The sequence below is a fragment of the Amycolatopsis sp. NPDC006131 genome, assembly GCF_040614175.1.
GTDB lineage: Bacteria > Actinomycetota > Actinomycetes > Mycobacteriales > Pseudonocardiaceae > Amycolatopsis_E > Amycolatopsis_E tucumanensis.
Window position 1 is genome coordinate 32491 of record NZ_JBEXTX010000032.1, and the last position, 25889, is coordinate 58379.

The window sequence follows — 25889 nt, forward strand, 5'->3', positions numbered from 1 at the left end:
CACGCCGGGACCGGCGCGAGCCGTGCGGTCCGGCACAATCGGGGTATGACCGAGGCCACCACCGGGAGCACGCGGGCGCAGATCACGCGCGCCGCCCTGCTCGACGCAGCCCGCGAGGTGTTCGTCGCCTCCGGTTACGAGGACGCCAAGCTCGTCGACATCGCCGACCGGGCGGGCGCCAGCATCGGCAGCCTCTACCACCACTTCACCGCGAAGTCGGACCTGTGGATCACGCTGTACGACGAGTACACGCGGCGGCAGCAGCACCGGTCGGCGCGCGCGTTCCGGACCGCGCTGGCCGCGGGGGAGGAGGACGCGCTGCGGCTGTTCATCGCCGGCACCCGCGCGTACCTCGAGGGGTGCTGGGAGGAGCGGCAGCTGGCGCGGATCTTCCTGTCCGGCAGCGGGCCCGCCGGGTTCGGGCTGCTGACGCGGCAGCGGTTCCGCGAGTGGCTGCACGCGAACTCGACGCTGGTGAACGGCCACACGCGGCCGCTGTCCGACATGCTGGTGCTGTGCCTGACGGCGATGGCCACGGAGGCGGGGCGCGAGGTGGCGGCCGCGTCGTCGAAGGCGAAGGCGCGCCGGATGATCGACGAGGTCCTCGAACTGATGGGACGCCTGTACCCGGCCTCGTAGCGATGGTGCCGAGGCAGCAGGCTGTCGCCGAGTGTGCGCAGGTTGCCCCGGGCTGACCTGCAGCCTGCCCTGGCCGGTGATGGTGCCGAGGGCAGCAGGCCGAACACAGAGCACTTGCTCGCAGCGCAGATAGCCCAGGCTCGCCACACCTGCCGCAGATAGCCCAGGCTTGCCCACACCTGCCCCAGCCCCGATGCCCCAGTCCCGATCCCTTTGCGGCTCGCCCCTGAATTCCCTCAGCAATTGTTGAACGATCCTCTTGTCGTCTCGATCAACGTCGCGCTAGGCTGCGCCATTGCTTCCGGCAGGAGAGGAAATCCGATGAAGTCCCACAGGGGAATTCGCGCCGCGGTGGCTCTGTCGTCCGGTGTACTTGCGGTACTGGCCTTCCAGGGCACGGCTTCGGCGGCCCCGGTGCCGCCCGGTGACGGCTGGGACCACGTCTGGTCCGGCGCGTCCGGCGATTTCAAGGTGTACGTGGAGGAACACGGCGACCTGATCTCCGCCTGCGACACGAAGGCGGACGGCAAAACCCCGACGGTGTGGGTCGGCCCCGGCACCGGGGAGACGACGCGGTACTCGTTCCGGGTGACCGGCGGGAGCGGCAGCTGCGTCTCGAAGAGCGCTTCGCTCGGCGGTGTCTACAACCTGCCCGAGGGGCAGAAGTTCACCGTCACGGCGTGCAGCTACGGCTGCGGCGCCTGGCCGTTCGTGAACGACCACTGACGCCCCGGCAGCGCGCGTCGGCCCTCACTCGGGTGCTCATGACGCTGATCGCAGACGAGACCTGCCAAGGGCGTCAGCGGAGCAGGTCCGGCCGGACTCTGGCGATCTCCTGGGTCAGCTGCCGGACCGTGGCGAAGTTCGGCAGTCTCAGTTGCACGTCCGGACCGGCGTCCGGCAGCGGTTTCACCAGCGCGCTGTGGCGGGTCGCGAAGCGGCCGTCCGCGGGGGTGAACACGAGGGCCGGCAGCACGGGCTTCGAGTTCGGGTTGCCCTTGACCGGCGGGCGCGGTTCCCGTCCGCGCACGGCGCGCAACTCCTCCCACGCGATCAGGTCGGATTTGCGACCGGCTCCCCACCACAGTCCACGTTGATCGACGACGAAGCGGTGCATGCGGGGGACGGAGCCGATCATGATCATCAGGCCGCCCAGCGCGAGCGCGCCGAAGAGGAACGACGCGGCGGTCGGAGTGAGGTTCTTCGACTTCGACGAACCTGAGGCATGCCCGATGTCCGGGAAGAGGGCGACCAACCCGAAGACGACGAACATGGCCAGCCCCCCGATGAACACCCATCGGCCGGACCGGTACTCGACGACGGGCGTCTCGGGATCGGGGGACCACGTCTGTTCGGGCACGGACGGCAGCGTAGCCGAAGGCGGCTCCGGCAGGAGCGGTTGTGCGATTGACCCTCACATCAGTGTGAGGGTGCATGATCGGAGCATGACCTTCGATCCGCACGACCTGCTCGCCGACGCCAGGATCGCCGTACTGGCCACGATCAAGTCCAACGGCCTGCCGCAGCTGTCGCCCGTCACGCCGTACTACGACCGCGACGCCGGGGTGATCTACGTGTCCATGACGGAGGGCCGGGCCAAGACCCGCAACCTCCGCCGCGATCCGCGCGCCGCGCTGGAGGTCACCAGCTCCGACGGCTGGGCGTGGGCGACCGCGGAGGGCCCGGTCACCCTCACCGGTCCCGGCACCGACCCGCATGGCCCCGAGGTCGAGGCGCTGGTCGACTACTACCGCAAGGCCGCGGGCGAGCACCCGGACTGGGCCGAGTACCGCGAGGTCATGGTGTCCGACCGCCGGGTGCTCATGACGCTGAAGGTCGAGCGCGTCTACGGCGAGAAGATCCGCTGACCGCACCCGCCCGAACGCGGAACTCGCGCCCGCGAGGGCGCGACTCGCGGCCGTGAGGCTCGCGCCGCGAGCGTCGGACTCGCACCCGCGGGACTCGCGGGCGTGTGCGCGGAACTCGCGCCCACGAGCGCAGGCCTCGCGCCCACGAGCGCAGGCCTTGCGCCCACGAGTGCGGAACTCGCGCCCGCGACTGCGGAACTCGCGCCCGCGGGCGTGAGGCCCGCGGGTCAGATGTCGAGGCGGATCAGGCCCGTCTCGGTCATCCGCTCCCCGTGGGCGGCGGCGCTGGTGAGCAGGTCCTTGACCCCGGCCGGGAAGTCCAGCTCGGTCCCGTGCGCCTGCGCGTACGCGATCCGCGCGTTGACGCCGTGCCGCTCGCCGGCGCCCCACTCCGGCCAGCGCGCTCTGGCGGCCTCCTCGATCGCCGCGTAGTCCGCCGACGCGGCGACGGCCTCCCGCAGCCACTCGAAGTACTCGCGCACGTCCGCCACCGGGTTCTCGGCCGCCGCGGTCACCGGGCCGTGCCCGGGCACGTACGTGGCCGCGCCGAAGGTTTCCAGCCAGGTCAGCGCTTCCAGCCACCCGGCGATGGACCCGGAGATCGCCAGCGGCGTGACCCCGAGGAACAGCAGGTCGCCGGTGAACAGCGTGCCCGACTCCTCGTGCCACACCACCAGATCGCCGTGCGTGTGCGCGGGCCCGGGCACCGGTACGACCGCCACCGACGTGCCGCCGAGGTCGAGGGTCCGCGGCTCGGTGACGGGGGAGATGTCCGCGGGCGGGTCGATGGCGCCCCAGTCGCAGCTGAAGAGCATGTCGTAGGTGTGCGGGCCGGACAGCACCTCGCCCGCGGCGGGCGGGGTGGCCAGCACCGTCGCGCCTGTCGCGGCCAGGCGGCCGGCTCCGTGGGCGTGGTCGCCGTGCGCGTGGGTCAGCGCGACCGTGCGGGGCGTGCCGGGCGCGAGGTAGGCGTCGATCGCGGTCTCCAGCCGCCGGTTCAGCGGCTCCGTCGCGAACGTGTCGACCTGCAAGGCCGCGTCACGGCCCACGACGAGCCCCGCGTTGCTGACGAACCAGCCGCCGGGCGGCTGGTGGAAGGCGATGACGCCGGGGCGCAGGGCCACCGGGTTCAGGTCGGGTCTGGACACGCGGCCCAGCATCCTCCTCGGCGTGCGATGAGGGGAAGAGCCCTTCGGGACGAAGACCTCGCCCCGAAGGACTCATTCCACTGTGGACTTCCTCACTGCGGCGGCGGCTGCTCCTGCTGCCCGCGTGCGAAGTCCTTGGCCTTCTGCGACGCCTGGTCGATCTTGTCGGCGTGCTCGCCGAAGCGGCCCTTGGCGGCCTCGGCGGCCTTGTCGATCCCTTGGTCCGTCTTGTCCGGGTTCTTGCCCAGAGCGTCCTTGGCCTTGTCGAACATGTTCATGGCTCACCTCCTAGGCGCCCGGCTACCCGGCCCGGAACTGCGGAAACGCCGGATCCCCCGCACGCGGGTCACTCACGCGAGGGGATCCGGGTGGAAAGTTCCCACCCGGACGCCTTGTCGGAATGGTCTAGTCCACGCTACTTTGTTCTTCCCCACAACAAACGGCCGGAAGGCGTGATGTCGATGAAGATGTCGAGCTGGCTCCGTTTCCTCCTCCCCGCACTGGTCGCCGCCGCCACCCTCACCGCGCCGCAGGCGCAGGCGGCCACGGTGACGTTCAACGACGACTTCAACGGCCCCGCGGGCAGCGCGGTCGACCCGGCGAAGTGGCAGCTGGAGACCGGGGACAACGTCAACAACCACGAGCGGCAGTACTACACGGCCGGCGCCGCCAACGCGGCGCTCGACGGCCAGGGCAACCTCGTGATCACCGCCCGTCGCGAGAACCCCGGCGGCTACAACTGCTGGTACGGACCGTGCGAGTACACCTCGGCGCGGCTGAACACCGCGGGCCGGTTCACCCAGACCTACGGCCACTTCGAGGCCCGCATGAAGCTGCCGCGCGGGCAGGGCATGTGGCCGGCGTTCTGGGCGCTGGGCAACGACATCGGCACCAACGGCTGGCCGAACTGCGGCGAGATCGACTTCATGGAGAACGTCGGGTTCGAGCCGAACACCGTGCACGGCACCATCCACGGCCCCGGCTACTCGGGCGCGGAGGGCATCGGCGCCGCCTACTCCGGCCCGAACTTCTCCGACGGCTTCCACACCTTCGCCGTCGACTGGGCGCCGAACCAGATTCGCTGGTACGTCGACGGCGTGCTCTACCAGACCAGGACGCCCGCCGACCTCGGCGGCGACCGGTGGGTGTTCGACCACCCGTTCTTCCTGATCCTCAACCTCGCCGTGGGCGGCTACTGGCCCGGCGACCCGGACGGCGGCACCCAGTTCCCGCAGCAGCTCGTCGTCGACTACGTGCGCGTGACGAACTGACCGCACGGCCCGGACCGGCTCGCGACCGCGTCAGGTCGTGAGCCGGTCCCGGCGCAGCTTGACCTTGTCACCGTGTCAGGCTTCTACCGTCGCCCGCATGAGTGGAGTGGTGATCATCGGGGCGGGCCCGGGCATCGGGCAGGCGGTGGCGCGGCGGTTCGCGCGCGAGGGCCTGCCGATCGCGCTCGTGGCACGCACGGAACGGACCATGCCCGGGGCGCGGAGCTTCGTCGCCGACAGCACGGACGAGGAAGCGCTGCGGGCCGCCCTCGACGCGGCGGCCGCCGAGTTCGGCACGCCGGACGTGCTCGTCTACAACGCGGCGCTCATCCAGCCGGACGCGCCGGGCGAACTCCCGGCGCGGGCGCAGCTGGACGCGTGGGCGGTGAACGTCGTCGGCGCGCTGACCGCCGCGGCGCACGTCGCCCCGGCGATGGCCGACCGGGGCAGCGGCACGATCCTCGTCACCGGCGGGATGCCGGAACCCAAGCCGGAGTACGTGAGCCTGTCCCTGGGCAAGGCCGGGGTCCGCACGCTCGTCGCCCTGCTCGACGCGCGGTACGGGCCGGCCGGGGTGCACGTCGCGTCGGTGACCGTCGCCGGGCCGGTCGCGCCCGGCACCGCGTTCGACCCGGACGACATCGCCGAGCACTACTGGGACCTGCACACGCAGGAGCGGCCGTGGTCGATCGAGGTCGTCCACGACGGCCGTGGGTGAGCGCGGAGGTCAGCGGATCCGCACGCCGAGCGCGCTGGCCAGCACGAGGGCCTGCTCGGGGTCGATCGTCGCGCCGGCGAGCTTGGTCTCCAGCGGGTTCAGCCCGGTGATCTCGCTGCCCCGCAGGTCGCAACCGGACAGATCGGCGGCGTGCAGCCAGGCGCCCGACAGGTCGCACCGGTGCACCGTGCCGCCGATCCGGGCGCCGGTCAGGTCGGCCTCGCGCAGGCGCACACCGCTGAACGACGCGCGCCGCAGGTCGGCACCGGGCAGGCCGGTGAACGACCAGTCGCCGCCCTCGGCGGTCAGCAGGTCGAAGGTGCAGCGGTCGAACATCGAGCCGGTGGTCTTGCAGTCGGTGAAGGTGGCGTCGAAGAACGAGCAGCCGGTGAACGTGCAGTTCAGGAACGCGGCGCCGGTGTGCCGGGAGGCGTTGAACCGGCTGTCGCGGAAGGTGCACTCCGTGAAGACCGCGCCCTCGGTGACCGCCTCGCTCAGGTCGGCCCGGACGAACGCGACGCGCTCGTGCCGTTCGCCGCTGAGGTGTGCGCCTTCCCAGTCCTGACCGGTGACCGTCGAGCCGGTCGCGGGAGCCGGGGTGCCGTGCCTGCGTTCCGCCACCGTGCGAACCTACCCGGGTTTTTCCCGGATGCCGTGCCGCGTGCGGCCGAGCAGCATGATCGGCATGATCCGGAGATCCTTCGTGCTCGCCGTGGCGGTGCTGCTCGCGTCGGTGGTGCCGGCGTCCGCGGCGACGGACCTCGCGGTGCCGCGGCCCACCGGCCCGTACCGGGTGGGGCAGACCGAGTTGCACCTCGTGGACGCGTCGCGGACCGATCCGTGGCGCGGCGGGCCGCGGGAGCTGATGGTCAGCCTCCACTACCCGGCGTTGCCCGGCCCGGGGCGCGCGGCGCCGTACATGCTGCCCGGCGCCGCCGCGCACTTCGACGCCGTCACCGCGAACGGTCTGCTGGGACTGGGCGTGCCGTCGGCGGACTGGGCGGGCGTGCGGACCAACGCGCGGCGCGACGCCGTGCCGCTGCCCGGGCGGCGGCCGGTGGTCGTGTACTCGCCGGGGCTGGGGGAGCCGCGCACGTGGGGCACCGCGACGGCCGAGGACCTGGCGAGCCGCGGGTACGTCGTGATCAGCATCGACCACACGTGGGAGTCGCCGGAGGTGGAGTTCCCGGACGGCTCGGTGCGGACCATGGTCGACCCCGGTGATCCCGACGCGTTCCTGCGCAAGGCGCTCGACGTGCGGGTCGCGGACACGCGGTTCGTGCTGGACGCGCTGGCCGGGCGGCTGGACGTGAGCCGGGTCGGCATGATCGGGCACTCGATGGGCGGGGCGGCCGCGGCGCTGACGATGGCCGCCGACCCGCGCGTGGTGGCCGGGGTGAACCTGGACGGGAACCTGACGTGGTTCGACGGCAGCCTGATGCCGCCGGCCGCGGAGGGGCTGCGGGGGCCGTTCCTGCTGGTCGGCAAGGACGGCGAGACCGACACGGGCCCTGGCTGGAAAGCCTTCCGCGCGGCGACGCACGGCTGGACGGCGCAGCTGCGGTTGCTCGGCTCGGAACACGCGACGTTCACCGATGCCGCGGCGTTGGTGCCGCAGCTGGGTGTTCCGCTGGGCACCCTCGACCCGGCGACCGCGGTGCGCACGCAGCGCGCGTACGTGGCGTCGTTCTTCGACCGGTGGCTGCGCGACCGGAACGACCACCTGCTGGACGGCCCGTCGCCGCGCTACCCGGAGATGGTCTTCGTGGGGGAGTGATCTACTTGACGAGCCAGGCGATCCCCGCGACGGCGAACATGCCCGCGTAGGCCCCGGCCAGGATGGCGAGGTTGCCTGCCCAGACCCGCTTCGTCACCACCTCGGCCGAGGTTTGGTCCAGGGCGCGCTGTCGTGCCGCCTCGATGCGTTCCTGCATCGCGCGTTGCGTGCGGTTGTGGCGGACGGTGGAGGCGAGCGATTCCGCGCCGGTCCCCGGTGCCACGACTTTTCCGTCGGCCAACACGATTCGCAGAGCTGGTTGAGCTTCCAGCCTGCTCACCGCTGCCCACGGGATCGAGTACCGGGTGAAGAAGTTGTGGACGACGAGGCCGCTCTCCTTGACCTCGACCCTGACCTGCAGGTACCTGATCGGCCCCCAGAACCCCCAACCGGTGGCGATCATCAGCTCGGCGACGTTGCCGAAGGCATCGCCGCGGAAGACGCCGTCGGTCACCACCCAGACGAACAGGACTGCGACAGCGAGTGCGGCGATGCCGATGTACCACTGCTCGCCGCCTCGCCGCAGCACCGTGATGGTCTCGCCGCGCATTCGTCTCACCTCGGGTAGTCCTAACCTCTGCCAGGATGGGCCGATGCTGGCCGATCACTTCCCTCTGCTCGCGCTGCGGGTGCGGACCCCGCGGCTCGAACTGCGCCTGCCTGCGCCGGAGGAGCTCGCCGCGCTGGCTGAGCTCGCCTCGGAGGGGGTGCACGAGCCGGGCAGCATGCCGTTCCTCGTTCCGTGGACCGACCAGGAACCGGCGCTCGTGGCGCGGTCGCTCGTGCAGTTCCACTGGCTCCGGCTGGGCCGGTGGAGCCCGGACGACTGGGGCCTCGACCTCGTCGTCTTCCGGGACGGCGAGGTGGTCGGCCAGCAGAGCGTCAGCGCGAAGCGGTTCGCCATCACCCGCGAGGTCCACACCGGCTCGTGGGTGGGCCGCCGGTACCAGGGCCAGGGCATCGGCACGGAGATGCGCCGCGCGGTGCTGCACCTCGCCTTCGCGGGCCTCGGCGCGGAGGAGGCCGCGTCCGGCGCGTTCGAGGACAACGCCGCCTCCCTCGCGGTCTCCCGCAAGCTCGGTTACCGCCCGGACGGCGTCGCGCGGCACGTGGTTCGCGACGCGCTCGCCGTCGAGGACCGGCTGCGCCTCGGCCGCGACGCGTGGCGCGACGACATCCCGGTGACGATCGAGAACCTGCCGCCCTGCCTGCCGCTCTTCGGGATCTGACCGGCGTCAGAACACGGCGAGCCGGTCCACCAGCAGTTCCGTCCGCCGCTCGGCGTCCGCCGGCGGCAGCCGTCCCGCCCGGGTCAGCGTCGCCAGCCCGTGCAGGGCCGCCCAGAACACCTCGGTGAACAGCCCCGGGTGCACGCCGTCGCCGGCGACCTCGCCGAGGTTCTCCAGCAGCGCGGCGAAGCCGTCCTTCAGCGGTTCCGGCGTGTCGTCCCGCGCGAACGCCAGGCCACCGTCGAGCTGGAACATCGCGTCGTAGACCGCCGGGTGGCGGGCCGCGAAGTCGAGGTAGGCGCGGGCGATCGCGGTGACCCGAGCCCGCGGCCCGTCCGCGGCGGCGGCCGCGGCCCGCAACGCCGTGGCCAGCTCGGTGGCGCCTTCCAGCGCGACGGCTCCGATGATCTCGCGTTTGCCGCGGAAGTGGCTGTAGAGAACCGGCTGGCTGTATTCGATGCGCTCGGCGAGCCTGCGGGTGGTGACCGCGTCCCAGCCCTGCTGCTCGGCGAGTTCGCGGGCCGTCGCCAAGATCAGGCGTTCCCGGTTCGCCCGCTCGCGCTCCTTGCGTTCCTGTACCGACACACGTCGATCCTAGCACTGCTAGACAAGCGAGCAATGGTTGCGCTAGCGTTGCCACATCAGCTAGCAACGCTAGATTCTCGGAGGAGTAGTCATGCTCAACGCACTCGAGGTGCTCACCACCGTCGTCGTCGGCGTGATGGTGGGGGTGGAGTTCTCGGTCGCCTTCGTCATCAACCCGATCCTCGCCCGCCTGCCGGACGAGAGCACCCTGCTCGGCCGCGCCCACGGCGGCCGGATGCTCGGCGCCGTGATGCCGGTCTGGTACCTCACCTCGCTCGCGCTCGTCGCGGTCTGGGCGATCGCCGGGTGGAGTCAGGACGGCACCGGCCTCGTCATCACCGCCGGCGCGCTGCTGATCGTCAGCGTGATCATGTCGGTCCTGCTGCTCGTCCCGATCAACAACCAGAGCAAGACGTGGACCCCGGAGAACCGGCCCGCGGACTGGAAGCAGCAGTCGCAGCGCTGGGACCGCTTCCACTACATCCGCGTCGCCGTCATCATCGGCGCCTTCGCCCTGCTGGCCGCCGCACTCGCCTGAGCCGAGCGAGATCTAGAGTCGACCCGTGCGCGTGGGGGAGTGGGCGGCCCGATGGGTGCCGCCGGGGGCGGTGGCCGCCGTGTGGATCTACGAAGGGCTCGTCGCCAAGGTGCTGGGCGCCCGGCCGGACGAGCGGGCGATCGTCGAGTCCGTGCCGGTGCTCGGCGGGGCCGCCGGGGTCGTCCTCCTGCTGATCGGTCTCGCCGAGGTCGCCCTCGGCGGGTGGGTGCTGACCGGCTGGGCGCCACGGACCGCCGCGGCCGTGCAGACCGCGTTGCTCGCCGGGTTCAACGCCGGCGGCCTCGCCTTCGGCGGGGGGCACATCGCCGAACCGCTGAACCTGGTGCTGCACAACGTCGTCCTGCTCGTCCTGGCCTGGCTCGTCGCACTCCGGCGGCACCGGTGAACCCCTGGGCGGGCCGGCGGGGCCTGCTGTTCGGCTGGGGCTACGAGGACCCGGACGTCGAACTCCGCGCCCTGCCCCGCGGGCGCGTCCTCGCGATCGCGGCCGCTGGGGAGACCGTGTCCGCCCTCGCGCGCGCCGGGTACGACGTCACTGCCGTGGACATCAACCCCGCGCAACTGGCCTACTGCCGGGACCGCCTCGCCGGCGCCCCCGCGGCCACCGGCCGGGCGGAACGCCTGCTCGCCGCCGGGCGCGCCGCCCTCCGCGTGCTCGACCCCCGCTGGCGCCACGTCGACGAGGTCCTCCGCGACGGCGATCCCGTCGCGCTCCTGGAATCCCGCCGCCTCCAGGGCCTGCTCGCGACCGGGCTCGCGCCGCTGGGCTTCCTGCTGCCCGCCTTCCGGCACGCGATCCCGCCGCGCCTCGACCGCGTGCTGCTCGCCCGCCTCCGCCGGGGCCTCGCACACGCCCCTGCGGACAACCCGTGGGCGTGGCGGCTGCTCGCCGGACGCGACGAACTCGCCCGCGACACCCGCGCCGCCGCCACGCTCGTCCACGCCGACGTCGCCGAGCACCTCGAACAGGCGCCCCGCGGCTGCTACGACGGCATCTCCCTGTCGAACGTCCTCGACGGCCCCGACGCGCGGTACGCGGCCCGGCTCGCCGCCGCCGTGCGGCACGCCCTGCGGCCAGGGGGCGTGGTGGTGTCCCGCTCGTTCCGCGAACCACGTCCCGGCGAGGATCCCGGCCCGCCCGACCGCGCGATGCTCTGGGGCGTAGTGGAAGTACGGAGGTGTCCATGACCGCGCTGAACCGGCACCCGTTGCCCATGCGCACCAGGTTCGACCACTCGCTCGTCCTCACCTACGCCGTCGATCCCTCGCAGGTCGCGCCGCTGCTGCCGGAACCGCTGACGCTGGACACCTACACTGGCCCGGACGGCGCCGAGCACGCCTTCGTGGCGGTCGCCCTGGTCGCGCTGCGGCACCTGCGGCCGTCGGTCCTGCCCGCGCCGCTCGGGTTCCGTTCGGTGATGACCGGCTACCGGATCCTCGCCAGGCTGCGCACCCCGGGCGGGAGGACGATGCGCGGCTTGCGGATCCTGCGCAGCGACACCGACCGCGCCCTGCTCGCGCTCGGCGGGAACGTCCTCACCGGCTACCACTACCACCGCAGCGCGGCCCGGGTTTCCCGGCAGGACGACACGCTGCGGTTCACCGTGCGGTCGCGGGACGGGCAGGGCGATCTCGACGTCACCGCCGATCTCGGCGAGCGGGAACCGTTGTGGGACAGGGTGTTCGCCACCCCGGCCGACGCGCGGCGGTTCGCCGGGCCGCTGCCGTACACGTTCTCGCCGGACAAGGAGGGCATCGTGGTGGTCAAGGCGTTCCGCGGCGGCTGGCGGCCCGAACCCGTCGGCATCCCGCGGCACGAGGTCGCCTTCCTGGGGCGCTTCGGCGGAGCCGTGCTGGCCAACGCTTTTCACGTGTCCGATGTGGACTACGGCTGGCACCGGGGTGAGCTCCGGTGATGCGCGGGGTCGCGCAGGTCCTGGCGTTCAACTGGCCGAAGGTGCTCGCCGGCGCGGTGGTCGCCGCGGCGCCGCTGCCGAAACCGGCGCGGGCCGGGGCGGCGTGGTTCACGGTCGCGAGCCTGGCGGCGTCCTGGTGGGTCTACGACGTCTCCGGCCTCTACCGGTGGACGTGGCTGCGGCCGGTGCTGCCCGCGCGGGTGCGCCGGCACGTGCTGGTCACCGCCGGGTTCGACGAGGTCTCGCCCACGCTGCCCGCCCTGCTGCCGGAGTCCGCCGGCGTGGTGCTGGACGTGCTCGATCCGCGCGGCCCGGTCGAGGCGTCGATCCGGCGGGCTCGCCGGCGCTACCCGGCGAGGGCGCTGCCGGTGCGGCCGGAGGCGCTCCCGCTGGCGACCGGCGGGGTCGACGTCGTGCTGGCGGTGCTCGCCGCGCACGAGCTGCGCACCCCGGCCGGGCGGGAGGCGTTGTTCCGCGAGGCGCGCCGCGTGCTGCGGCCGGGCGGCCGGCTGGTGCTGGTGGAACACCACCGCGACCTGCCGAACGTGCTGGCCTTCGGGCCGGGCGCGTGGCACTTCTACCCGCGCGCGGAGTGGGAGCGCGTCGCTGCAAGGGCGGGACTCGCGCGCGTCGCGTGGGTGCGGCGGACGCCCCTGGTCACCGCGACGGCGTTCGAGGCGGCGTGATGCTGGAACTGCAGATGCGTGTGGCCGGTGTGGTCGCGATAGTGCTCGGGCTCGCGCACCTCGTGCTGCCGCGGCTGCTCGGGTGGCCCGCCGGTCTCGTCGCGGTCAGCCCGCTGTCCCGGCTCGTCGTCGGCTTGCACACCGGGTTCATCGGGCTGACCTGCGTGGTCCTCGGCGCGCTGCTGTGGCCGGTCGACGAGCTGCTCGCGCCGGGCGCGCTGGCCACGACCGTGCTTGCGGCACAGACCGTGTTCTGGGGTGCGCGGTGGCTGTGCGAGCTGCTGCTGGTGGGCCGCGTGGTGCGGGCCGCGCCGCTCGCCTGGCGGGCCGCGCACGTGGTCGGCCTCGGCGGCTGGGCGTGGCTCACCGCGGTTCCACTGACCGCGCTCCTGACGCGGTGACGAGCCCGGTTTCGTAGGCGATGACCACCAGTTGCGCCCGGTCCCTGGCGTGCAGTTTCGCCAGCAGCCGCCCGATGTAGGTCTTCACCGTCGCCAGGGAGAGGTGCAGGCGCTCGGCGAGTTCGGTGTTCGACAACCCGTGCGCGATCAGCGTCAGCACCTCGGTCTCACGCGGCGTGAGGACGTCGAGGTCGCGGCTCAGGGCCGGGCGGGGCGCGGTGGTCCGGGCGAACTCGGCGATCAGCCGTCGCGTGACGGCGGGCGCCAGCAGCGCTTCACCGGACGCGACCACGCGGATGGCGGCGCACAGGTCCGCGGGCCGGGTGTCCTTCAGCAGGAATCCGGCCGCGCCCGCGCGCAGCGCGTCGAAGACGTGCGAGTCCAGGTCGAACATCGTGAGGATCAGGACCCGCGCGGACGGCACCCGCTCGGTGAGCAGCCGCGTGGCCGCGATGCCGTCCATGCCCGGCATCCGCACGTCCATCAGCACCACGTCCGGCCGCGCCGCCTGCACGACCTCGACCGCCTCCGCGCCGGTCGCCGCCTCGCCGACCACCGCCATGTCCGGTTCGCTGTCCACCAGCAATCGGAAACTGCTGCGCAGCAGTGCCTGGTCGTCGGCGATCACCACCCGCAGCGGCTCAGGCAACGGGCACCTCAGCCGATGCACGCAGCCGCGTCGCGACGCGGAAACCGCCACCCGGCAACGGTTCCGCGGTCACCTCGCCGCCGTACAGCGCGGCGCGCTCGGACATGCCCACGATGCCGTGGCCCGGCCGCACCGGTCCGCGTTGCCGGGCGCCGTCGTCGGTGACCTCGATCCGCACCTCGCCGGCGTGCGCCCGCACGACCACCCGGCACCGCGCGGGTGCGGCGTGCTTCACCACGTTCGTGACCGCCTCCTGCACGATCCGGAACGCCGCCAGCTCCACCGCCCGCGGCAGGTCCGGCGCGTCGACGTTCAGCTCCACCGCGACCCCCGCGGGCGCCGCCCGTTCGGCCAGCCGCGGCAGATCGGCGAGCTCGCCCGGCGGCTCGGTGTCGTCCCGCAGCGCGCTGAGCAACCGCCGCATCTCGCCGAGCGCTTCGCGGCTGGTCTCCTCGATGATCCGGAGCGCTTCGCGGGCTTCGTCCGGCCGGGACTCCGCCACGTGGTTGGCCACGCCCGCCTTCACCGCGATCAGGCCCATTCCGTGGGTGACGACGTCGTGCAGTTCCCGGGCGATGCGCAGGCGCTCGTCGGTGCGGATCTGGTGCTGCCGCTGCAGTTCCAGTCGTTCGGCCTGGGTCCGGTGCGCGTGCGCCGCCCGCCCGGCCGCCCACGCCGCGACCAGCAGCGGCACCCCGAGGACATACCACCAGGCGGCGAAGCCGGCGACCGCGGCGACGGCGCACGCGCCCAGCAGGGGCAGCAGCCGGTCCCGGCCGAGCGCGACGGCGTGCAGCACGAGCGCGGCGCCCGCGAAGGGATCCCAGAGCACGCCGAGGAACGCGGCCGCCGCCGACACGGCCAGCACGAACACCAGCACCGGGACCGGCCACCGCCGCCGGACCAGCATGGCCAGCCCGATCACGACCGCCACGGCCACCGAGCCGCCCAGCCGCCGGCCGGTGTCGTCGCGCAGGAGGTTCCCGCCGACGGCGACGTCCACCGCGATCAGGAGCACGGCCGGCAGCACGGCGGCGGCGCGTGACCGCCATGGCGAGGGGCTCATTCGTCGCACGATATCCGGGTACCGCGCCCGCCGCGTCCGTCCACGGCGGTCATACCAGGGTCTGATGTCCGCGGCCGGAGTGTCCGCCGCGGTCCGATCCGCCGCGGTCCGGGCACTGGCAGGTTCGGCCGCATGACTCGTGAACCGCGCTGGATCGCCGGCCTGGCGATGATCGCCGCACCGCTGCTGTTGCTCACCGGGATGCTGTTGCGCCTCCCGGTCCCGTTCTTCTTCCCGTACCAGCTCACCGCGGCCGCCGACCACCCCGGCCGGATGAGCGCCGCCTACACCTGCGTGCTCGCCGGGACGCTCCTGTTGTGCCCGGCAGTGCTCGCGCTCGCCGCGCGGATCAGGTTCCGGTGGGGTTTCTGGGGCGCGGTTCTCGTCGTGACCGGGCTGTTCGCGCGGGTCTTCCACGCCGGGTTCGACCAGGCCGCCCTCGCGCTGGCCCGCCACCGCGGGGCCGGGTTCGCCACCGCGTTCGTCGGCGACGCCTACGGCGATCCGCACCTGTTCAGCTACCTGTCGTTCACGATCCTGCTCGGCTGGCCGGTGCTCGCGTTCGCCGCTTGGCGGGCGCGCGTGCTGCACGCGGTCCAGGCGGTGGGGCTGGCGGCGATGGCGGCCCTGCCGCTCGGCGTGCTCAAGGGGACGACCGTGCTGTCCCTCGTGGCGGTGGCGGGCGTGGCCGTAGCGCTCGTGCCCGAGGGGGTGCGCCTGATCCGCGTCGCGCCGGGGCCGGACTTCCGGCTGGTGGCCGTCGCGGTGCCGGTGGTGGGGCTGCTCGCCTACGTCAGCACGCTCGGGTGAGCGTTTCCGGGCCGGGCGCGGTGGGCAATCTGCCGGGCATGGCCAAGGTTCTCGTGCTCGATGTGGACGGCACGCTGGTGGACACCAACTACCACCACGCGCTCGCGTGGTTCCGCGCCTTCCGCGGCCACGGCGTGACGGTGCCCGTGTGGCGCCTGCACCGCGCCATCGGCATGGGCGGCGACCAGCTGGTGCCCGAGGTCGCCGGGCGGGAGGTCGAGGACGCCTGCGGCGACGACGTCCGGGCCAAGTGGAAGGAACTGGTCGACGGGATGCTGCCGGAGGTGTGCGCGCTCGACGGCGCCCACGAGCTGCTCCAGGCCGCCGACGACGCCGGCTACCGCGTGGTGCTGGCCAGCTCCGGCAAGCCCGACCACGTCGACCACTACCTCGACCTGATCGACGGCCGCGAGCTGGCGGCCGACTGGACCAGCTCGAAGGACGTCGAGGCCACCAAACCGGAGCCGGACCTGCTGGAGGTCGCGCTGGAGAAGGTGCGGGGCGAGGAGGCCGTGGTGATCGGCGACTCGGTGTGGGACTGCGTCGCCGCCCGGCGCATCGGCCTGCCGTCCGTCGGGCTGCTCACCGGCGGGTTCTCCGCGGCGGAGCTCACCGACGCCGGCGCCGCCCGGACGTTCACCGACCTGCGTGAACTCCGGGCGAGCCTGGGCGAGTTGCCGTTCGGGGCGTCGCCCCGCTGAGGCTTGGTTGCTGCTGGCAACCGCCCCCGCCCGAGCGCGGCGCCGCTGACCAGTCACCCGCGACCCCGCGTGCCCTCGGCCGTCGTGGCCCAGTTGTCCTGGTCGGGTCATTCCGCATCGTGCGGCGGCCGCGGAGAGGCGTCGATCTCCCGTCGTGCCGGGGCGCCGCCCGTGAGCTGCCGTTCGTGGGTGACCGTCCGGTCGAGCTGCTTCGCCAGGTGCGGGATGGTCGTCGACGGCAGGTAGGTCGTGGCGCCGGCGTCGAGCAAGCGCCGGACCGGGCCGTGGTAGCTGACGCCGAGCTCCGCGTCGTCGATCTCGGCCACCACCACCCGCGCCTTCGGGAACGACCGGCGGAGGTTGCCGATCAGCTGCGGGCTCACCGGCGGCACCAGCAGCACGTCCGCCGTGGCCGGCGCCGCGTGCATGTCGATCACGATGTAGTCGGTGCCGAGTTCGGCCGACAGCTTCCCCCGCGCCGATTCCGACAACCGCATCGCCGTGGCGACCACCGTGACGTCGTCGGCGATCTCCGGCCCTGCCGCCCGGGGCGCGCCGCCCGTGCTGGAGATCGTCGCGATCACCTCGCCGTCCCGCGTGACCACGAGGTCCTCACCGGGCGGCAGGGCGTCGATGAGCTCCGCGACCTCCCGCGGCAGCCGCGACACGTCGATTCGGCGGCCGGTCATGACGCCCCGAACGCCCGCAGCGCGGCGACGGCGATCACCTGCCGCGCGCCGTGCTCCTCGAAGGCGCCGGTCTCCGCGAAGCCGAGTCGGTCCGCCAGCCTTCGCGCGCGCTCGTTCGCGGCCTGGGTGACGACCACGACCGGCTGGTCCGGCAGTTCGGCAGCGGCGGCACGCAACACGGCGGCCGCGGCCTCGAACGCCAGCCCTGCTCCCCAGGCGCCACGCCGCAGCACGTAGGACAGCTCCAGCTCCCCGCCCTCCGGGGTGACGTGACCCGGCCGGCCGGCCGCGCGAGGCGCGAGCCCGAGGACGCCGACGAACCGGTCCGTTTGCTTGTCCGCGATGACGTAGGTGCCCGGCTCAGCGGTCGTGGCGGCCGCTCCGGCCTGGTCGAGGAACCGTTCGACGTCCGCACGCGGCCGCGGGCCACCCAGGTGAGCCCTGACCTCGGGATCGGTGAACACCTCCACGAACCCTTCGCGGTCGGCGTCCCGCGCCTTGCGCAGCACCAAGCGGTCCGACTCGATGATCGCGGCGGACAGGGTCGGCGTCGTCATGGAACCCGATCATCCCAGACCGCGCCCGCACCCCGCCGGAGATTTTTTTCCGCATCCGTGGTTTACCGCCCGGCGGCCGGGGTAGTCAGGCGTCGGAGTCGCAAATCCGGTGGACGCGCAGGGGTGCCGTCGGATGGAGCAGGAAGCCTCGGCCCACCTCCCCCTCGGCGGGCCGGGGCTTCCGTCTGTCCAGGGGTAGTGCACACCCGCCCGCACCGGCGCGGGACAATGGCAGGCGCACCCGACCAGCAAAGGACCGATTCATGGCGAAGGCCGCCGAGCCACCTTCAGGTACCCGCGACTTCCTGGCCGACGACGTGCGTCGCCGGAAGGCCGCGTTCGACACCGTCAGCGCGGTCTTCGAGCGCTACGGCTTCGACCCCCTGGAGACCCCGGCCTTCGAACGCCTCGAGGTGTTCGCGGGCAAGCTCGGCGACGACGCGTCCGCCCTGATCTTCAAGATCCTCAAGCGCGGGGTGCACGAGGCCAGCGGCGAGGCCGACCTGGCGCTGCGCTACGACCACACCGTGCCGCTCGCCCGCGTGATCGGCACCTACGGCAGCAAACTGCCCTCGCCCTACAAGCGCTACGCCATCGGCCCGGTGTGGCGCGCCGACCGCCCCGCGCAGGGCAGGTTCCGCGAGTTCGTCCAGTGCGACCTCGACACCGTCGGCTCGTCGTCCCCGCTCGCCGACGCCGAGACGCTGTGGGCGATCAACGACGCGCTGACCGCGCTGGGCGTCGAGGACTTCCGCTTTCTGGTCAACAGCCGCCAGGCGCTGCACGGCCTGCTGGAGGCCTACGGCATCCCCGAGGAGGCGGGCGCGAAGGTGCTCGGCAGCCTCGACAAGCTGGACAAGGCCACCCCGGACGCGGTGATCGCCGAGCTGGCCGACCGCGGCCTGGACACCCAGACCGCGGAGAGCCTGGTCGGGGACGTCGTCGCCACCGACACCGACCGCATCCGCAAGCAGCTCGACACCACCGAGCGCGGCCGCGCCGGCCTCGCCGAGGTCGACAAGCTCGTGGAGCTGACCGCGGGGCTGCCGTCCGGGCGGGTCGTGTTCACGCCGCGGATGGTGCGCGGCCTGGACTACTACACCGGCCCGATCTTCGAGGTCACCGCCGCCGGCTACCCGGGGTCGATCTCCTCCGGCGGCCGCTACGACGGGCTGGTCGCGAAGCTCGGCGGCCCGGACATGCCCGCGTGCGGCGGGTCGATCGGCCTGGAGCGGATCCTCGCCGGGCAGGCCGCGGCCGACGCCGAGGCCGGTGGCCTGGACGTGGCGCTCACCGTGCTCGGCGCCGAGGACGAGGTGCTGCGGCTGGCGAACCGGCTGCGCGCGCAGGGCCTGCGCACGGGCGTCTACCTGGGCACCTCCGGCAAGCTGGCGCGCCAGTTGAAGTGGGCGAACGACCAGCGGGCCCGCACGGTGCTGATCTACGGCCCGGCCGAGCAGGAGGCCGGCGAGGTGACGGTGCGGGACATGACGTCGGGCGAGCAGACCCGCGTCCCGGTCGACGAGGTGCCCGCGCACCTGCAGCGATAACGACTCGCCGGAGTACGCCCTCGCAGTCTCGCCGGGGGCGTTCTCGGCGCCTCAGCGCGGGGACGCCCCGACCGCTCGTCCAGGCTCGCCCGGAGTTCACGCCCGTCGCCGACGCGCCCACGCACCAGCAGCGACCAACCCTCGACGCGACGACGCCGCCAACGGGTGACTCTGTCGTGGCTCGAGGGCTGGGTGTGCGCCCGGTGGGGTTTGCCGGTGGCTGGGCGGCGCGCGCCGGCGGGCGCGGTTGCTGGTTGCCGGGGGTGGCGCTGCCGTGGACTCGGCCGAGTGGCGACCTTTGCCGTGCCGGGAGGGTGGCTCGCGGGCGGCGGTGGGCGTGGCGCTCGACTCCGGTGGGGGCGGTTGCCGGGGTGGGTTGGGCCGGGTGCGCCGGTAGGAGCGGTTGCCGGGTGGTGCCGCGGTGGGTAGGGCCGGGTGCGCGTCAGTGGGGTTTGCCGGTGGCTGTCAGCGCGGCGCGGCGCCCGGCGGGCGCGGTTGCTGGTTGCCGGGGGCGGTGCTGCCGTGGACTCGCCCGAGTGGCGGCCTTCGCCGTGCCGGGAGGGTGGGGCTCGCGGGCGGCTGGTGGGTGTGGTGCTTCGCTCGGGCGGGGGCGGTTGTGGGGTGGTGCCGCGGTAGGTAGGGCCGTTGGGGGCGGTTGCCGGGTGGTGCCGGTGGGTTGGGCCGGGTGCGCGCTGGTGGGGGTTTGCCGGTGGCTGGGCGGCGCGCGCCGGCGGGAGCGGCTGCTGGTTTGCCGGGGGCGGTTGCCGGTGGTGCCGTGCTGGGTTGGGCCGGGTGCGCCGGTGGGGGCGCTTGCCGGTGGTGCCGTGCTGGGTTGGGCCGGGTGCGCCGGTGGGGGCGGCTGCGTGGTGCCGCGGTGGGTTGGTCCGGGTGCGCGTCGGTGGGGTTTGCCGTTGGCTGTCGGCGCAGCGGCGCGCGCCGGTTGGCTGTCGGCGCAGCGGCGCGCGCCGGCGGGAGCGGGTGCCATTAGCCGGGGGCGAGGCCGCCGTGAACGTGGCCAGCGGGGGTGCAGGCCTCCCGGGCTGAGGGCACACCGCCAAGCGACACGCGGCTGGTCAGCGCATCGCCGCGCCGCTTGGAAGCTGGTGGCGGTCTGCCGATCAGCGCACCAGGCGGAAGAAGTTGCGGATCTCCTCCACCCACACCTCCGGCTCTTCGAGTGCCGCGAAGTGGCCGCCGCGCTCGGGTTCGTTCCAGTAGCGGATGTCGGTGTACCGGCGGGCCGCCCAGCGGCGCGACGGGCGCGGCACCTCGCGCGGGAACACCGAGCACCCCGTCGGCACCGGGACCGTGTCCGAAGTGGACTTGCTGAACCACTCGGACACCTGCTTGAAGCTCTCCCAGTACAACCGCGCCGAGGACGCGCCGCTGCGGGTGAACCAGTACACGCTCACGTTGTCGAGCAGCTGGTCGCGCGTCAGGACGCTTCCGGTGTCCACCCACGAGTGGTACTTCTCCACGATCCACGCGCACAACGCCACCGGCGAGTCCACCAACCCGTACCCGACGGTCTGCGGCTTCGTCGACTGCTCCGCCGAGTAGCCCGACTCCCGCGACTCCGCCTCGGCCAGCGCGTCCAGCGCCTCCTGTTCCCGGGGCGACAGGTCGGAGAACGTCGCCGGGTCGGGCGCGGCGATCGGCGGCTGCACGTGGATCCCGGCCAGCACGTCCGGGTGCTGCTGCCCCATCGCGGTGGTGATGCTGTTGCCCCAGTCGCTGCCGTGCGCCCCGTACCTCGAATACCCCAGCGAGGCCATCAGCGAGGCCCACGCGTCCGCGATCCGCTGCACACCCCAGCCCGGCGACGCGGGCTTGTCGCTGAAGCCGTAGCCGGGCAGCGTCGGCAGCACCACGTCAAACGCGTCCGCGGCCGACCCGCCGTGGGCGACCGGGTCGGTCAGCGGCCCGATCACGTCCAGGTACTCCACGATCGACCCCGGCCACCCGTTGGTCAGCACCAGCGGCAACGCGCCGGGGTGCGGCGAGCGCACGTGCGCGAAGTGGATGCCAACCCCGTCGATCGTCGTCCGGTACTGCGGCAGCGCGTTGACCCGCTTCTCGAACGCGCGCCAGTCGTACCCGTCCGCCCAGTACGCGCACAGCGACCGCAGGTACTCCAGCGGCACCCCCTGCGACCAGTCGTCCACCGTCTCGGCGTCCGGCCAGCGCGTGCGCTCCAGGCGGTCCCTCAGGTCCGCCAGTCCACGGTCGTCGACAGCGATCCGAAAATTCTCCACGCGCCGACCATAACGAGACCCACCGACAATTCACGGCAACGCGGGCAGCACCTTGTCGAGCGTGATCGGCAGGTCCCGGATCCGCGCCCCGGTCGCGTGGAACACCGCGTTCGCCACCGCCGCGGCCGTGCCCACGATCCCGATCTCACCGATCCCCTTGACCCCGAGCGGGTTCACGTGCGGGTCGTGCTCGTCGAGCCAGTGCGCCTGGATGTCGTCGACGTCGGCGTTCACCGTGATGTGGTACTCGGCCAGGTCGTGGTTGACCACCTGCCCGAACCGCGGGTCCCACACGCTCTCCTCGTGCAGCGCCATCGACAGCCCCATCGTCATGCCGCCGAGGAACTGCGACCGCGCGGTCCGCGGGTTAACGATCCGCCCGGCGGCGAACACCCCGAGCAGACGTGGCACCCGGATCTCCCCGGTGTCCGCGTGCACCCGCGCCTCGGCGAACTGCGCGCCGAACGCGTACATCGCGTACTCCTTGCGCGCCGGGTTGTCCCCGGTCGTCGCGTCGGCCTCGGCGCCGTCGGCCGGGTCGCGGCCGTACTTGTCGCGGAACGTGCGCGCGGCCTCGAACACCGCCGAACCCCAGGTCGCCGTGCCCGCCGAACCGCCGGCCACCGCCGCCTTCGGGTACGCGGTGTCGCCGAGCCGCATGTCGATCTCCTCGGCCGGCACCTCCAGCGCCTCCGCGGCGATCTGCGGCAGCACCGTCCACGCTCCGGTCCCCAAGTCCGCCGCGCCGATCTCCACGACGTACCGGCCGCCCTCGAACCGCACCACCGCGGTCGACCCCGGCCGCGTCGACGACGGGTACACCGACGACGCCACTCCGGTGCCGACCAGCCAGCCGTCCTCCAGCCGCACGCCGGGCCGCGGGTCGCGCGAGTCCCAGCCGAACCGCCGGGCGCCCTCGCGCAGGCACTCCACCAGGTGCCTGCTGGAGAACGGGTTGCCCGACTCCGGGTCCACCTCCGGCTCGTTGCGGATCCGCAGCTCGACCGGGTCGATGCCCAGCTCGTGCGCCAGCTCGTCCATCGCCACCTCGGGCCCGAACATGCCGGGGCACTCGCCGGGCGCGCGCATCCACGACGGCACCGGCACGTCCAGCGCGGCCAGCCGGTGCGTGGTGCGCCGGTTCGGCGCGGCGTACATCATGCGGGACGGCAACGCCGTCTGCTCCGCGAACTCCTTGATGCGCGAGGTCTGCTCGACCACGTCGAGCCCGATCGCGGTCAGCCTGCCGTCGCGCGTCGCGCCGAGCCGCATCCGCTGGATCGTCGGCGTCCGGTACCCGGCGAGCGAGAACATCTGCTGCCGCGTCAGCGCGAGCTTCACCGGCCGTCCCGGGTGGGCGCGCGCAGCCATCGCGGCCAGCACCACGTTCGCGTGCGGCAGGCCCTTCGACCCGAACCCGCCGCCGACGTACGGGCACACCACCCGCACCCGTTCCTCGGGCAGGCCGAACACCTTCGCGATGGCCTTGCGCGACGGGTGCACGCCCTGCGTCGAGTCCCACAGCGTCAGCAAGTCGTTGTCCCACAACGCCGTCGTCGCGTGCGGCTCCAGCGGGTTGTTGTGGTACATCGCGGTGCGATAGGTCCGCTCGACCGTCACGTCGGCGGACGCCATCGCCGCGTCGACGTCGCCGGTCGCGGTGTCCGTGGGGAACGCCGGGTTGACCTTCTCCGGTTTGTACAGGTCGTCGCGGTCCGCGGCAAGCTCGGTGTCGTGCTCGCGCTCGTCGTAGGTCGCGAACACCAGCTCCGCGCCGTGCCGCGCGGCCTCGGAAGTCTCCGCGATCACCAGCCCGATCACCTGTCCGCGGAAGGCGACCTCGCGGTCCTGCAGCACGGCCAGTTCGGCGTCCTCTGTGGACGCCAGCCGCTCGGCGCTGCGGTAGGTGATCACGTCCAGCACGCCGTCGAGCACCTCGGCCTCGGCGGTGTGGATCGCGGCGATCCGGCCCCGCGCCACGGTGGCCTGCACGGGGTGGCAGAACACCGGCGTGCCGGCCTGCGTCTCGTAGGCGTAGGTGGCGGTGCCGGTGACCTTGCGTGCGCCGTCCCGCCGCACCAGCGGTTCGCCGATCGCGGTCATGACAGCTCCCGGAGCACGGAGACCAGGGTCCGGGTCAGCAGCGGGACCTTGAACTCGTTGCCGGGCAACGGCTGCGCCTGCGCCAGCTCCTCCTCGGCCGCGGCGCGGAACGTCGCGTCGGTGGCCGGCGCGCCGCGCAGCACGTCCTCGGCCTGCCAGGCGCGCCACGGTTTGTGCGCGACCCCGCCGAACGCGATGCGCGCGTCGACGACCGTGCCGTCCTCGACGGCCAGCACCGCCGCCACCGACACCAGCGCGAACGCGTAGGAGGCCCGGTCGCGGACCTTCCGGTAGCGCTGCTTCCCGGCGGGCGGCGCCGGCAGGTCGATCGAGGTGATCAGGTCGCCGTGCGCCAGCACGGTGTCCCGCTCCGGGGTGTCGCCGGGCAGGCGGTGCAGTTCGGTGAACGGGATCGTGCGCTCGCCGTCCGGTCCGAGCACGCACACCTCGGCGTCCAGCGCGGCCAGCGCGACCGCCAGGTCGGACGGGTGCGTCGCCACGCAGTGCTCGGACGCGCCGAGGATCGCGTGGTAGCGGGTGTAGCCGCCGATCGCGGAGCAGCCGGAGCCGGGCTCGCGCTTGTTGCACGGGGTCGTGACGTCCTGGAAGTACACGCACCGCGTGCGCTGCAACGGGTTCCCGCCGGTGGTGGCCATGTTGCGCAGCTGCCCGGACGCGCCGGCGAGCAGCGATTCGGCGAGCACCGGGTAGCGCGACCGGATCCGCGGATCGGCGGCCAGGTCGCTGTTGCGCACCCCGGCGCCGATCGACAGGAGGCCGTCGCGCTCGGTGATCTCGGCGGAGGTCAAATTCGTGACGTCGACGAGACGGCCGGGGCGGGCGACCCCGAGTTTGAGGTGGTCGACCAGGTTCGTGCCGCCGGCCAGGAACACCGCGGACGGGTCGGCGGCGACGGTGCGGACGGCGATGTCCGCGTCGGCGGGGGAGTCGTAGGTGAACGGCTTCATCCGGCGGCCTCCTCGATCGCGCTGACGATGCCGTCGTAGGCGGCGCACCGGCACAGGTTGCCGCTCATCCGCTCAGCGATCTCGGCGCGGGTCAGCGCGGGGCGGTCGCTCACCGCCGGGGTCGCGTGGCTCGGCCAGCCCTGCTTGACCTCGTCCAGCGCGCCGACCGCGGAGCAGATCTGGCCCGGCGTGCAGTAGCCGCACTGGAACCCGTCGTGCTCCAGGAACGCGCGCTGCACCGGGTGCAGCTCACCGTCCGGCGCGAGCCCCGCGGCGGTGGTGACCTCGGCCCCGTTCTGCGCGACGGCCAGCGACAGGCAGGACAGGATCCGGCGGCCGCCGACCAGGACCGTGCAGGCCCCGCACTGGCCGTGGTCGCAGCCCTTCTTCGGGCTGGTGACGCCGAGGCGTTCGCGCAGGGCGTCCAGGAGGGTGGTGCGGCTGTCGAGCGTCAGCCGGTGGGTGGCGCCGTCGACACGCAAGGTGATCTCCGCGTCCATGACGTGGGGCGTACCCGGCGGGACAGCCGCGAAACCGGCGATCAGGCCGGAACGGCAACCACGCGCTCTGCCTGCCGGGTCCGGGCCACCAGCACTCCGACCGCGATGATCAGGGCGAACGCGACGAGCGCGGTCAGCGTGCGCGCGACGTTGAACGCCTCCCACCGCTGCAGGACCGCCGCGTGGTCGGCCGGCGCTCCGGACACCGCCCACACCTTGATCCGCCCGTTGATCGGCACGTTGCCGAACCGCGTGATCAGGAACGAAGCCAGCGCCAGCGCACCGGCCGTGCCCGCCAGGTACCGCGCCGTGCCGCGGCTCAACACGGCCAGCGCGAGCGAGCTCAGGACCGCCAAGGCCATCGTCGTCTGCATGACCACGCCGTTCATGTGCATCAGCGCGGTGTGGAAGGTCAGGCGCACGTCGAGCGGCACCGCGCCGAACGCGGACACCAGGTTGACGGCGCCGTAGCCGAAGGCCCCGGCCAGCAGGCCGGTGGCCAGCAACGCGAAGGCGGTGACGAACCGGACCACGAGGCCTCCTATTACTGAGTCGTGACTCAGTAAATGTAGCGTGCTCGGCCGCGGGTGGTCCAGTGGACGCGCGGGTTCAGTCCGGGAGCAGGCCGGGCAGGAGGGTGTCCACCACCTGCGCGGCGCCCGCGACGGCGGGAGTGCCCAGCGAGCGGAGCACGGCCCGCTGGTGGGCGACGCCGAGGATGACCAGGGCGGCCGCGTCCAAGTCGAGGCCGGCGCGTACCCGGCCGAGGTCCCGTTCCCGGCCGAGGTAGGCCGCGATGGGCGCGAGCCCCCGCTGCGGGCCGATGTCCGCTTCCGCGCTGCGCTGGGTGAACAGCTCACGGAGTTCGCTGTCGGCCTGGACGGCGGCCAGGACCGGCGTGATGCGCGTGTAGTAGGCCTCCAGGCTGCCGAGCAGTTCGACGAGGTTGTCCCGCACGGTGCCGTGCCCGGCCCGCCGCCCGAGCTCCTCGGCCACTTCCTTGTAGCGCGGGAGGTGCAGGTGGACCACGGCGCGCAGCAGCCCGAGCCGGTCTCGGAAGTGGTAGAAGATGCTCGACTCGGCCACGCCGGCGCGCCGCGCGACCTCCTTCGTCGACAGGCGGGCGACACCGGCTTCGGCGAGGATCTCCTCGGCCGCGGCCAGCACCGCCTCCCGCACCCCCGTCCTGGGGCGGCCCGGCCGCCGAGCGTCGTTCACCACGCCGACATCCTGCCAGCGGCACC

32 protein-coding genes are annotated in these 25889 nt (G+C 73.2%); 16 read left to right on the top strand and 16 right to left on the bottom strand.

The features are described 5' to 3' along the window. Positions 1–45 precede the first annotated feature (45 nt). Positions 46–639, top strand: coding sequence for a TetR/AcrR family transcriptional regulator (locus ABZ215_RS18550; RefSeq protein ID WP_017981298.1), 594 nt, complete (start codon positions 46–48; stop codon positions 637–639). A 321-nt stretch (positions 640–960) separates the two neighbouring features. Then, positions 961–1365 carry a hypothetical protein gene (locus tag ABZ215_RS18555; protein ID WP_148085687.1) on the top strand — a complete coding sequence of 135 codons (405 nt, stop codon included), beginning with the start codon at positions 961–963 and terminating at the stop codon, positions 1363–1365. Positions 1366–1438: 73 nt separating this feature from the next. Here ABZ215_RS18555 and ABZ215_RS18560 read toward each other — a convergent pair whose 3' ends face one another. After that, positions 1439–1999 carry a hypothetical protein gene (locus ABZ215_RS18560; RefSeq protein ID WP_354950406.1) on the bottom strand — a complete coding sequence of 187 codons (561 nt, stop codon included), beginning with the start codon at positions 1997–1999 and terminating at the stop codon, positions 1439–1441. Between the two features lie 85 nt (positions 2000–2084). On the opposite strand from ABZ215_RS18560, the gene ABZ215_RS18565 reads away from it, so the two are divergent. After that, positions 2085–2507 (top strand): PPOX class F420-dependent oxidoreductase, encoded by a 423-nt coding sequence (locus ABZ215_RS18565; protein ID WP_354950407.1) that lies wholly within the window; start codon positions 2085–2087, stop codon positions 2505–2507. A gap of 227 nt (positions 2508–2734) precedes the next feature. Here ABZ215_RS18565 and ABZ215_RS18570 read toward each other — a convergent pair whose 3' ends face one another. Then, positions 2735–3655 carry an MBL fold metallo-hydrolase gene (locus tag ABZ215_RS18570; RefSeq protein WP_354950408.1) on the bottom strand — a complete coding sequence of 307 codons (921 nt, stop codon included), beginning with the start codon at positions 3653–3655 and terminating at the stop codon, positions 2735–2737. A 92-nt stretch (positions 3656–3747) separates the two neighbouring features. Further along, the gene (locus ABZ215_RS18575; RefSeq protein ID WP_237338297.1) at positions 3748–3933 is read right to left on the bottom strand and encodes an antitoxin; all 186 of its coding nucleotides are present in this window, start codon (positions 3931–3933) and stop codon (positions 3748–3750) included. 177 nt (positions 3934–4110) lie between these two features. On the opposite strand from ABZ215_RS18575, the gene ABZ215_RS18580 reads away from it, so the two are divergent. Both ABZ215_RS18580 and ABZ215_RS18585 read left to right on the top strand, forming a co-directional pair. Then, complete coding sequence (locus ABZ215_RS18580) at positions 4111–4926, top strand: glycoside hydrolase family 16 protein (RefSeq protein ID WP_354950409.1); 816 nt, start codon at positions 4111–4113, stop codon at positions 4924–4926. A gap of 97 nt (positions 4927–5023) precedes the next feature. Next, positions 5024–5644, top strand: coding sequence for an SDR family NAD(P)-dependent oxidoreductase (locus ABZ215_RS18585; RefSeq protein ID WP_354950410.1), 621 nt, complete (start codon positions 5024–5026; stop codon positions 5642–5644). Between the two features lie 9 nt (positions 5645–5653). Here ABZ215_RS18585 and ABZ215_RS18590 read toward each other — a convergent pair whose 3' ends face one another. Then, positions 5654–6265 (bottom strand): pentapeptide repeat-containing protein, encoded by a 612-nt coding sequence (locus ABZ215_RS18590; RefSeq protein ID WP_354950411.1) that lies wholly within the window; start codon positions 6263–6265, stop codon positions 5654–5656. A gap of 64 nt (positions 6266–6329) precedes the next feature. On the opposite strand from ABZ215_RS18590, the gene ABZ215_RS18595 reads away from it, so the two are divergent. Further along, on the top strand, positions 6330–7421 hold the full coding sequence (locus ABZ215_RS18595) for a Tat pathway signal protein (RefSeq protein WP_354950412.1): 1092 nt from the start codon (positions 6330–6332) through the stop codon (positions 7419–7421). 1 nt (position 7422) lies between these two features. Here the strand turns inward: ABZ215_RS18595 and ABZ215_RS18600 are convergent, their stop codons facing one another. Continuing rightward, on the bottom strand, positions 7423–7971 hold the full coding sequence (locus ABZ215_RS18600; protein ID WP_354950413.1) for a PH domain-containing protein: 549 nt from the start codon (positions 7969–7971) through the stop codon (positions 7423–7425). 43 nt (positions 7972–8014) lie between these two features. Between ABZ215_RS18600 and ABZ215_RS18605 the strand changes: the two genes are divergently transcribed. Further along, the gene (locus ABZ215_RS18605; RefSeq protein ID WP_354950414.1) at positions 8015–8650 is read left to right on the top strand and encodes a GNAT family N-acetyltransferase; all 636 of its coding nucleotides are present in this window, start codon (positions 8015–8017) and stop codon (positions 8648–8650) included. Between the two features lie 6 nt (positions 8651–8656). Here ABZ215_RS18605 and ABZ215_RS18610 read toward each other — a convergent pair whose 3' ends face one another. Further along, the gene (locus ABZ215_RS18610) at positions 8657–9235 is read right to left on the bottom strand and encodes a TetR/AcrR family transcriptional regulator (RefSeq protein WP_020416683.1); all 579 of its coding nucleotides are present in this window, start codon (positions 9233–9235) and stop codon (positions 8657–8659) included. Positions 9236–9326: 91 nt separating this feature from the next. Between ABZ215_RS18610 and ABZ215_RS18615 the strand changes: the two genes are divergently transcribed. The 6 genes from ABZ215_RS18615 to ABZ215_RS18640 are packed head-to-tail and all read left to right on the top strand — an operon-like array spanning position 9327 to position 12797. Then, on the top strand, positions 9327–9773 hold the full coding sequence (locus ABZ215_RS18615; protein ID WP_020416684.1) for a DUF1772 domain-containing protein: 447 nt from the start codon (positions 9327–9329) through the stop codon (positions 9771–9773). Positions 9774–9798: 25 nt separating this feature from the next. Next, positions 9799–10179 carry a DoxX-like family protein gene (locus tag ABZ215_RS18620; protein ID WP_237338290.1) on the top strand — a complete coding sequence of 127 codons (381 nt, stop codon included), beginning with the start codon at positions 9799–9801 and terminating at the stop codon, positions 10177–10179. After that, positions 10176–10982, top strand: a complete 807-nt coding sequence (locus tag ABZ215_RS18625) for a hypothetical protein (protein WP_354950415.1) — start codon at positions 10176–10178, stop codon at positions 10980–10982. The genes ABZ215_RS18620 and ABZ215_RS18625 overlap by 4 nt, the downstream gene beginning before the upstream one ends. After that, positions 10979–11710 (top strand): DUF2071 domain-containing protein, encoded by a 732-nt coding sequence (locus ABZ215_RS18630; RefSeq protein ID WP_354708575.1) that lies wholly within the window; start codon positions 10979–10981, stop codon positions 11708–11710. The genes ABZ215_RS18625 and ABZ215_RS18630 overlap by 4 nt, the downstream gene beginning before the upstream one ends. Next, on the top strand, positions 11710–12396 hold the full coding sequence (locus ABZ215_RS18635) for a methyltransferase domain-containing protein (protein ID WP_354708574.1): 687 nt from the start codon (positions 11710–11712) through the stop codon (positions 12394–12396). The genes ABZ215_RS18630 and ABZ215_RS18635 overlap by 1 nt, the downstream gene beginning before the upstream one ends. Next, positions 12396–12797, top strand: coding sequence for a hypothetical protein (locus tag ABZ215_RS18640; protein WP_237338287.1), 402 nt, complete (start codon positions 12396–12398; stop codon positions 12795–12797). Before ABZ215_RS18635 ends, ABZ215_RS18640 begins: the two co-directional genes overlap by 1 nt. On the opposite strand, the gene ABZ215_RS18645 is transcribed toward ABZ215_RS18640, so the two are convergent. Together ABZ215_RS18645 and ABZ215_RS18650 are read right to left on the bottom strand one after the other, a co-directional pair. Beyond that, positions 12760–13446 carry a response regulator transcription factor gene (locus ABZ215_RS18645; RefSeq protein ID WP_354950416.1) on the bottom strand — a complete coding sequence of 229 codons (687 nt, stop codon included), beginning with the start codon at positions 13444–13446 and terminating at the stop codon, positions 12760–12762. The genes ABZ215_RS18640 and ABZ215_RS18645 overlap by 38 nt on opposite strands. Beyond that, entirely contained in the window at positions 13439–14512 is a 1074-nt protein-coding gene (locus tag ABZ215_RS18650) for a sensor histidine kinase (protein WP_354950417.1), read from the bottom strand. Before ABZ215_RS18650 ends, ABZ215_RS18645 begins: the two co-directional genes overlap by 8 nt. Before the next feature lie 132 nt (positions 14513–14644). Here ABZ215_RS18650 and ABZ215_RS18655 point away from each other — a divergent pair, with 132 nt between their 5' ends. Further along, complete coding sequence (locus tag ABZ215_RS18655; RefSeq protein WP_354950418.1) at positions 14645–15322, top strand: hypothetical protein; 678 nt, start codon at positions 14645–14647, stop codon at positions 15320–15322. A gap of 38 nt (positions 15323–15360) precedes the next feature. Continuing rightward, on the top strand, positions 15361–16023 hold the full coding sequence (locus ABZ215_RS18660; RefSeq protein WP_354950419.1) for an HAD family hydrolase: 663 nt from the start codon (positions 15361–15363) through the stop codon (positions 16021–16023). 107 nt (positions 16024–16130) lie between these two features. On the opposite strand, the gene ABZ215_RS18665 is transcribed toward ABZ215_RS18660, so the two are convergent. Then, positions 16131–16712 carry a hypothetical protein gene (locus ABZ215_RS18665; RefSeq protein WP_354950420.1) on the bottom strand — a complete coding sequence of 194 codons (582 nt, stop codon included), beginning with the start codon at positions 16710–16712 and terminating at the stop codon, positions 16131–16133. Beyond that, on the bottom strand, positions 16709–17269 hold the full coding sequence (locus ABZ215_RS18670; RefSeq protein WP_354950421.1) for a GNAT family N-acetyltransferase: 561 nt from the start codon (positions 17267–17269) through the stop codon (positions 16709–16711). The genes ABZ215_RS18665 and ABZ215_RS18670 overlap by 4 nt, the downstream gene beginning before the upstream one ends. 263 nt (positions 17270–17532) lie before the next feature. On the opposite strand from ABZ215_RS18670, the gene hisS reads away from it, so the two are divergent. Then, complete coding sequence (hisS, locus tag ABZ215_RS18675; protein ID WP_020416696.1) at positions 17533–18819, top strand: histidine--tRNA ligase; 1287 nt, start codon at positions 17533–17535, stop codon at positions 18817–18819. 1118 nt (positions 18820–19937) lie between these two features. Here hisS and ABZ215_RS18680 read toward each other — a convergent pair. From ABZ215_RS18680 to ABZ215_RS18705, 6 genes are all read right to left on the bottom strand, one after another. Continuing rightward, positions 19938–21074, bottom strand: a complete 1137-nt coding sequence (locus tag ABZ215_RS18680; protein WP_354950422.1) for an epoxide hydrolase family protein — start codon at positions 21072–21074, stop codon at positions 19938–19940. 30 nt (positions 21075–21104) lie between these two features. Beyond that, entirely contained in the window at positions 21105–23177 is a 2073-nt protein-coding gene (locus ABZ215_RS18685) for a xanthine dehydrogenase family protein molybdopterin-binding subunit (protein ID WP_354950423.1), read from the bottom strand. Beyond that, entirely contained in the window at positions 23174–24145 is a 972-nt protein-coding gene (locus ABZ215_RS18690; protein ID WP_237338281.1) for a xanthine dehydrogenase family protein subunit M, read from the bottom strand. The genes ABZ215_RS18685 and ABZ215_RS18690 overlap by 4 nt, the downstream gene beginning before the upstream one ends. Beyond that, positions 24142–24645, bottom strand: coding sequence for a 2Fe-2S iron-sulfur cluster-binding protein (locus tag ABZ215_RS18695; protein ID WP_020416700.1), 504 nt, complete (start codon positions 24643–24645; stop codon positions 24142–24144). Before ABZ215_RS18695 ends, ABZ215_RS18690 begins: the two co-directional genes overlap by 4 nt. A 41-nt stretch (positions 24646–24686) precedes the next feature. Continuing rightward, a complete protein-coding gene (locus ABZ215_RS18700; RefSeq protein WP_020416701.1) occupies positions 24687–25178 on the bottom strand; it encodes an anthrone oxygenase family protein in 492 nt (163 codons plus the stop codon). A 76-nt stretch (positions 25179–25254) separates the two neighbouring features. Next, positions 25255–25866 carry a TetR/AcrR family transcriptional regulator gene (locus ABZ215_RS18705; RefSeq protein ID WP_235716063.1) on the bottom strand — a complete coding sequence of 204 codons (612 nt, stop codon included), beginning with the start codon at positions 25864–25866 and terminating at the stop codon, positions 25255–25257. Positions 25867–25889: the final 23 nt, after the last annotated feature.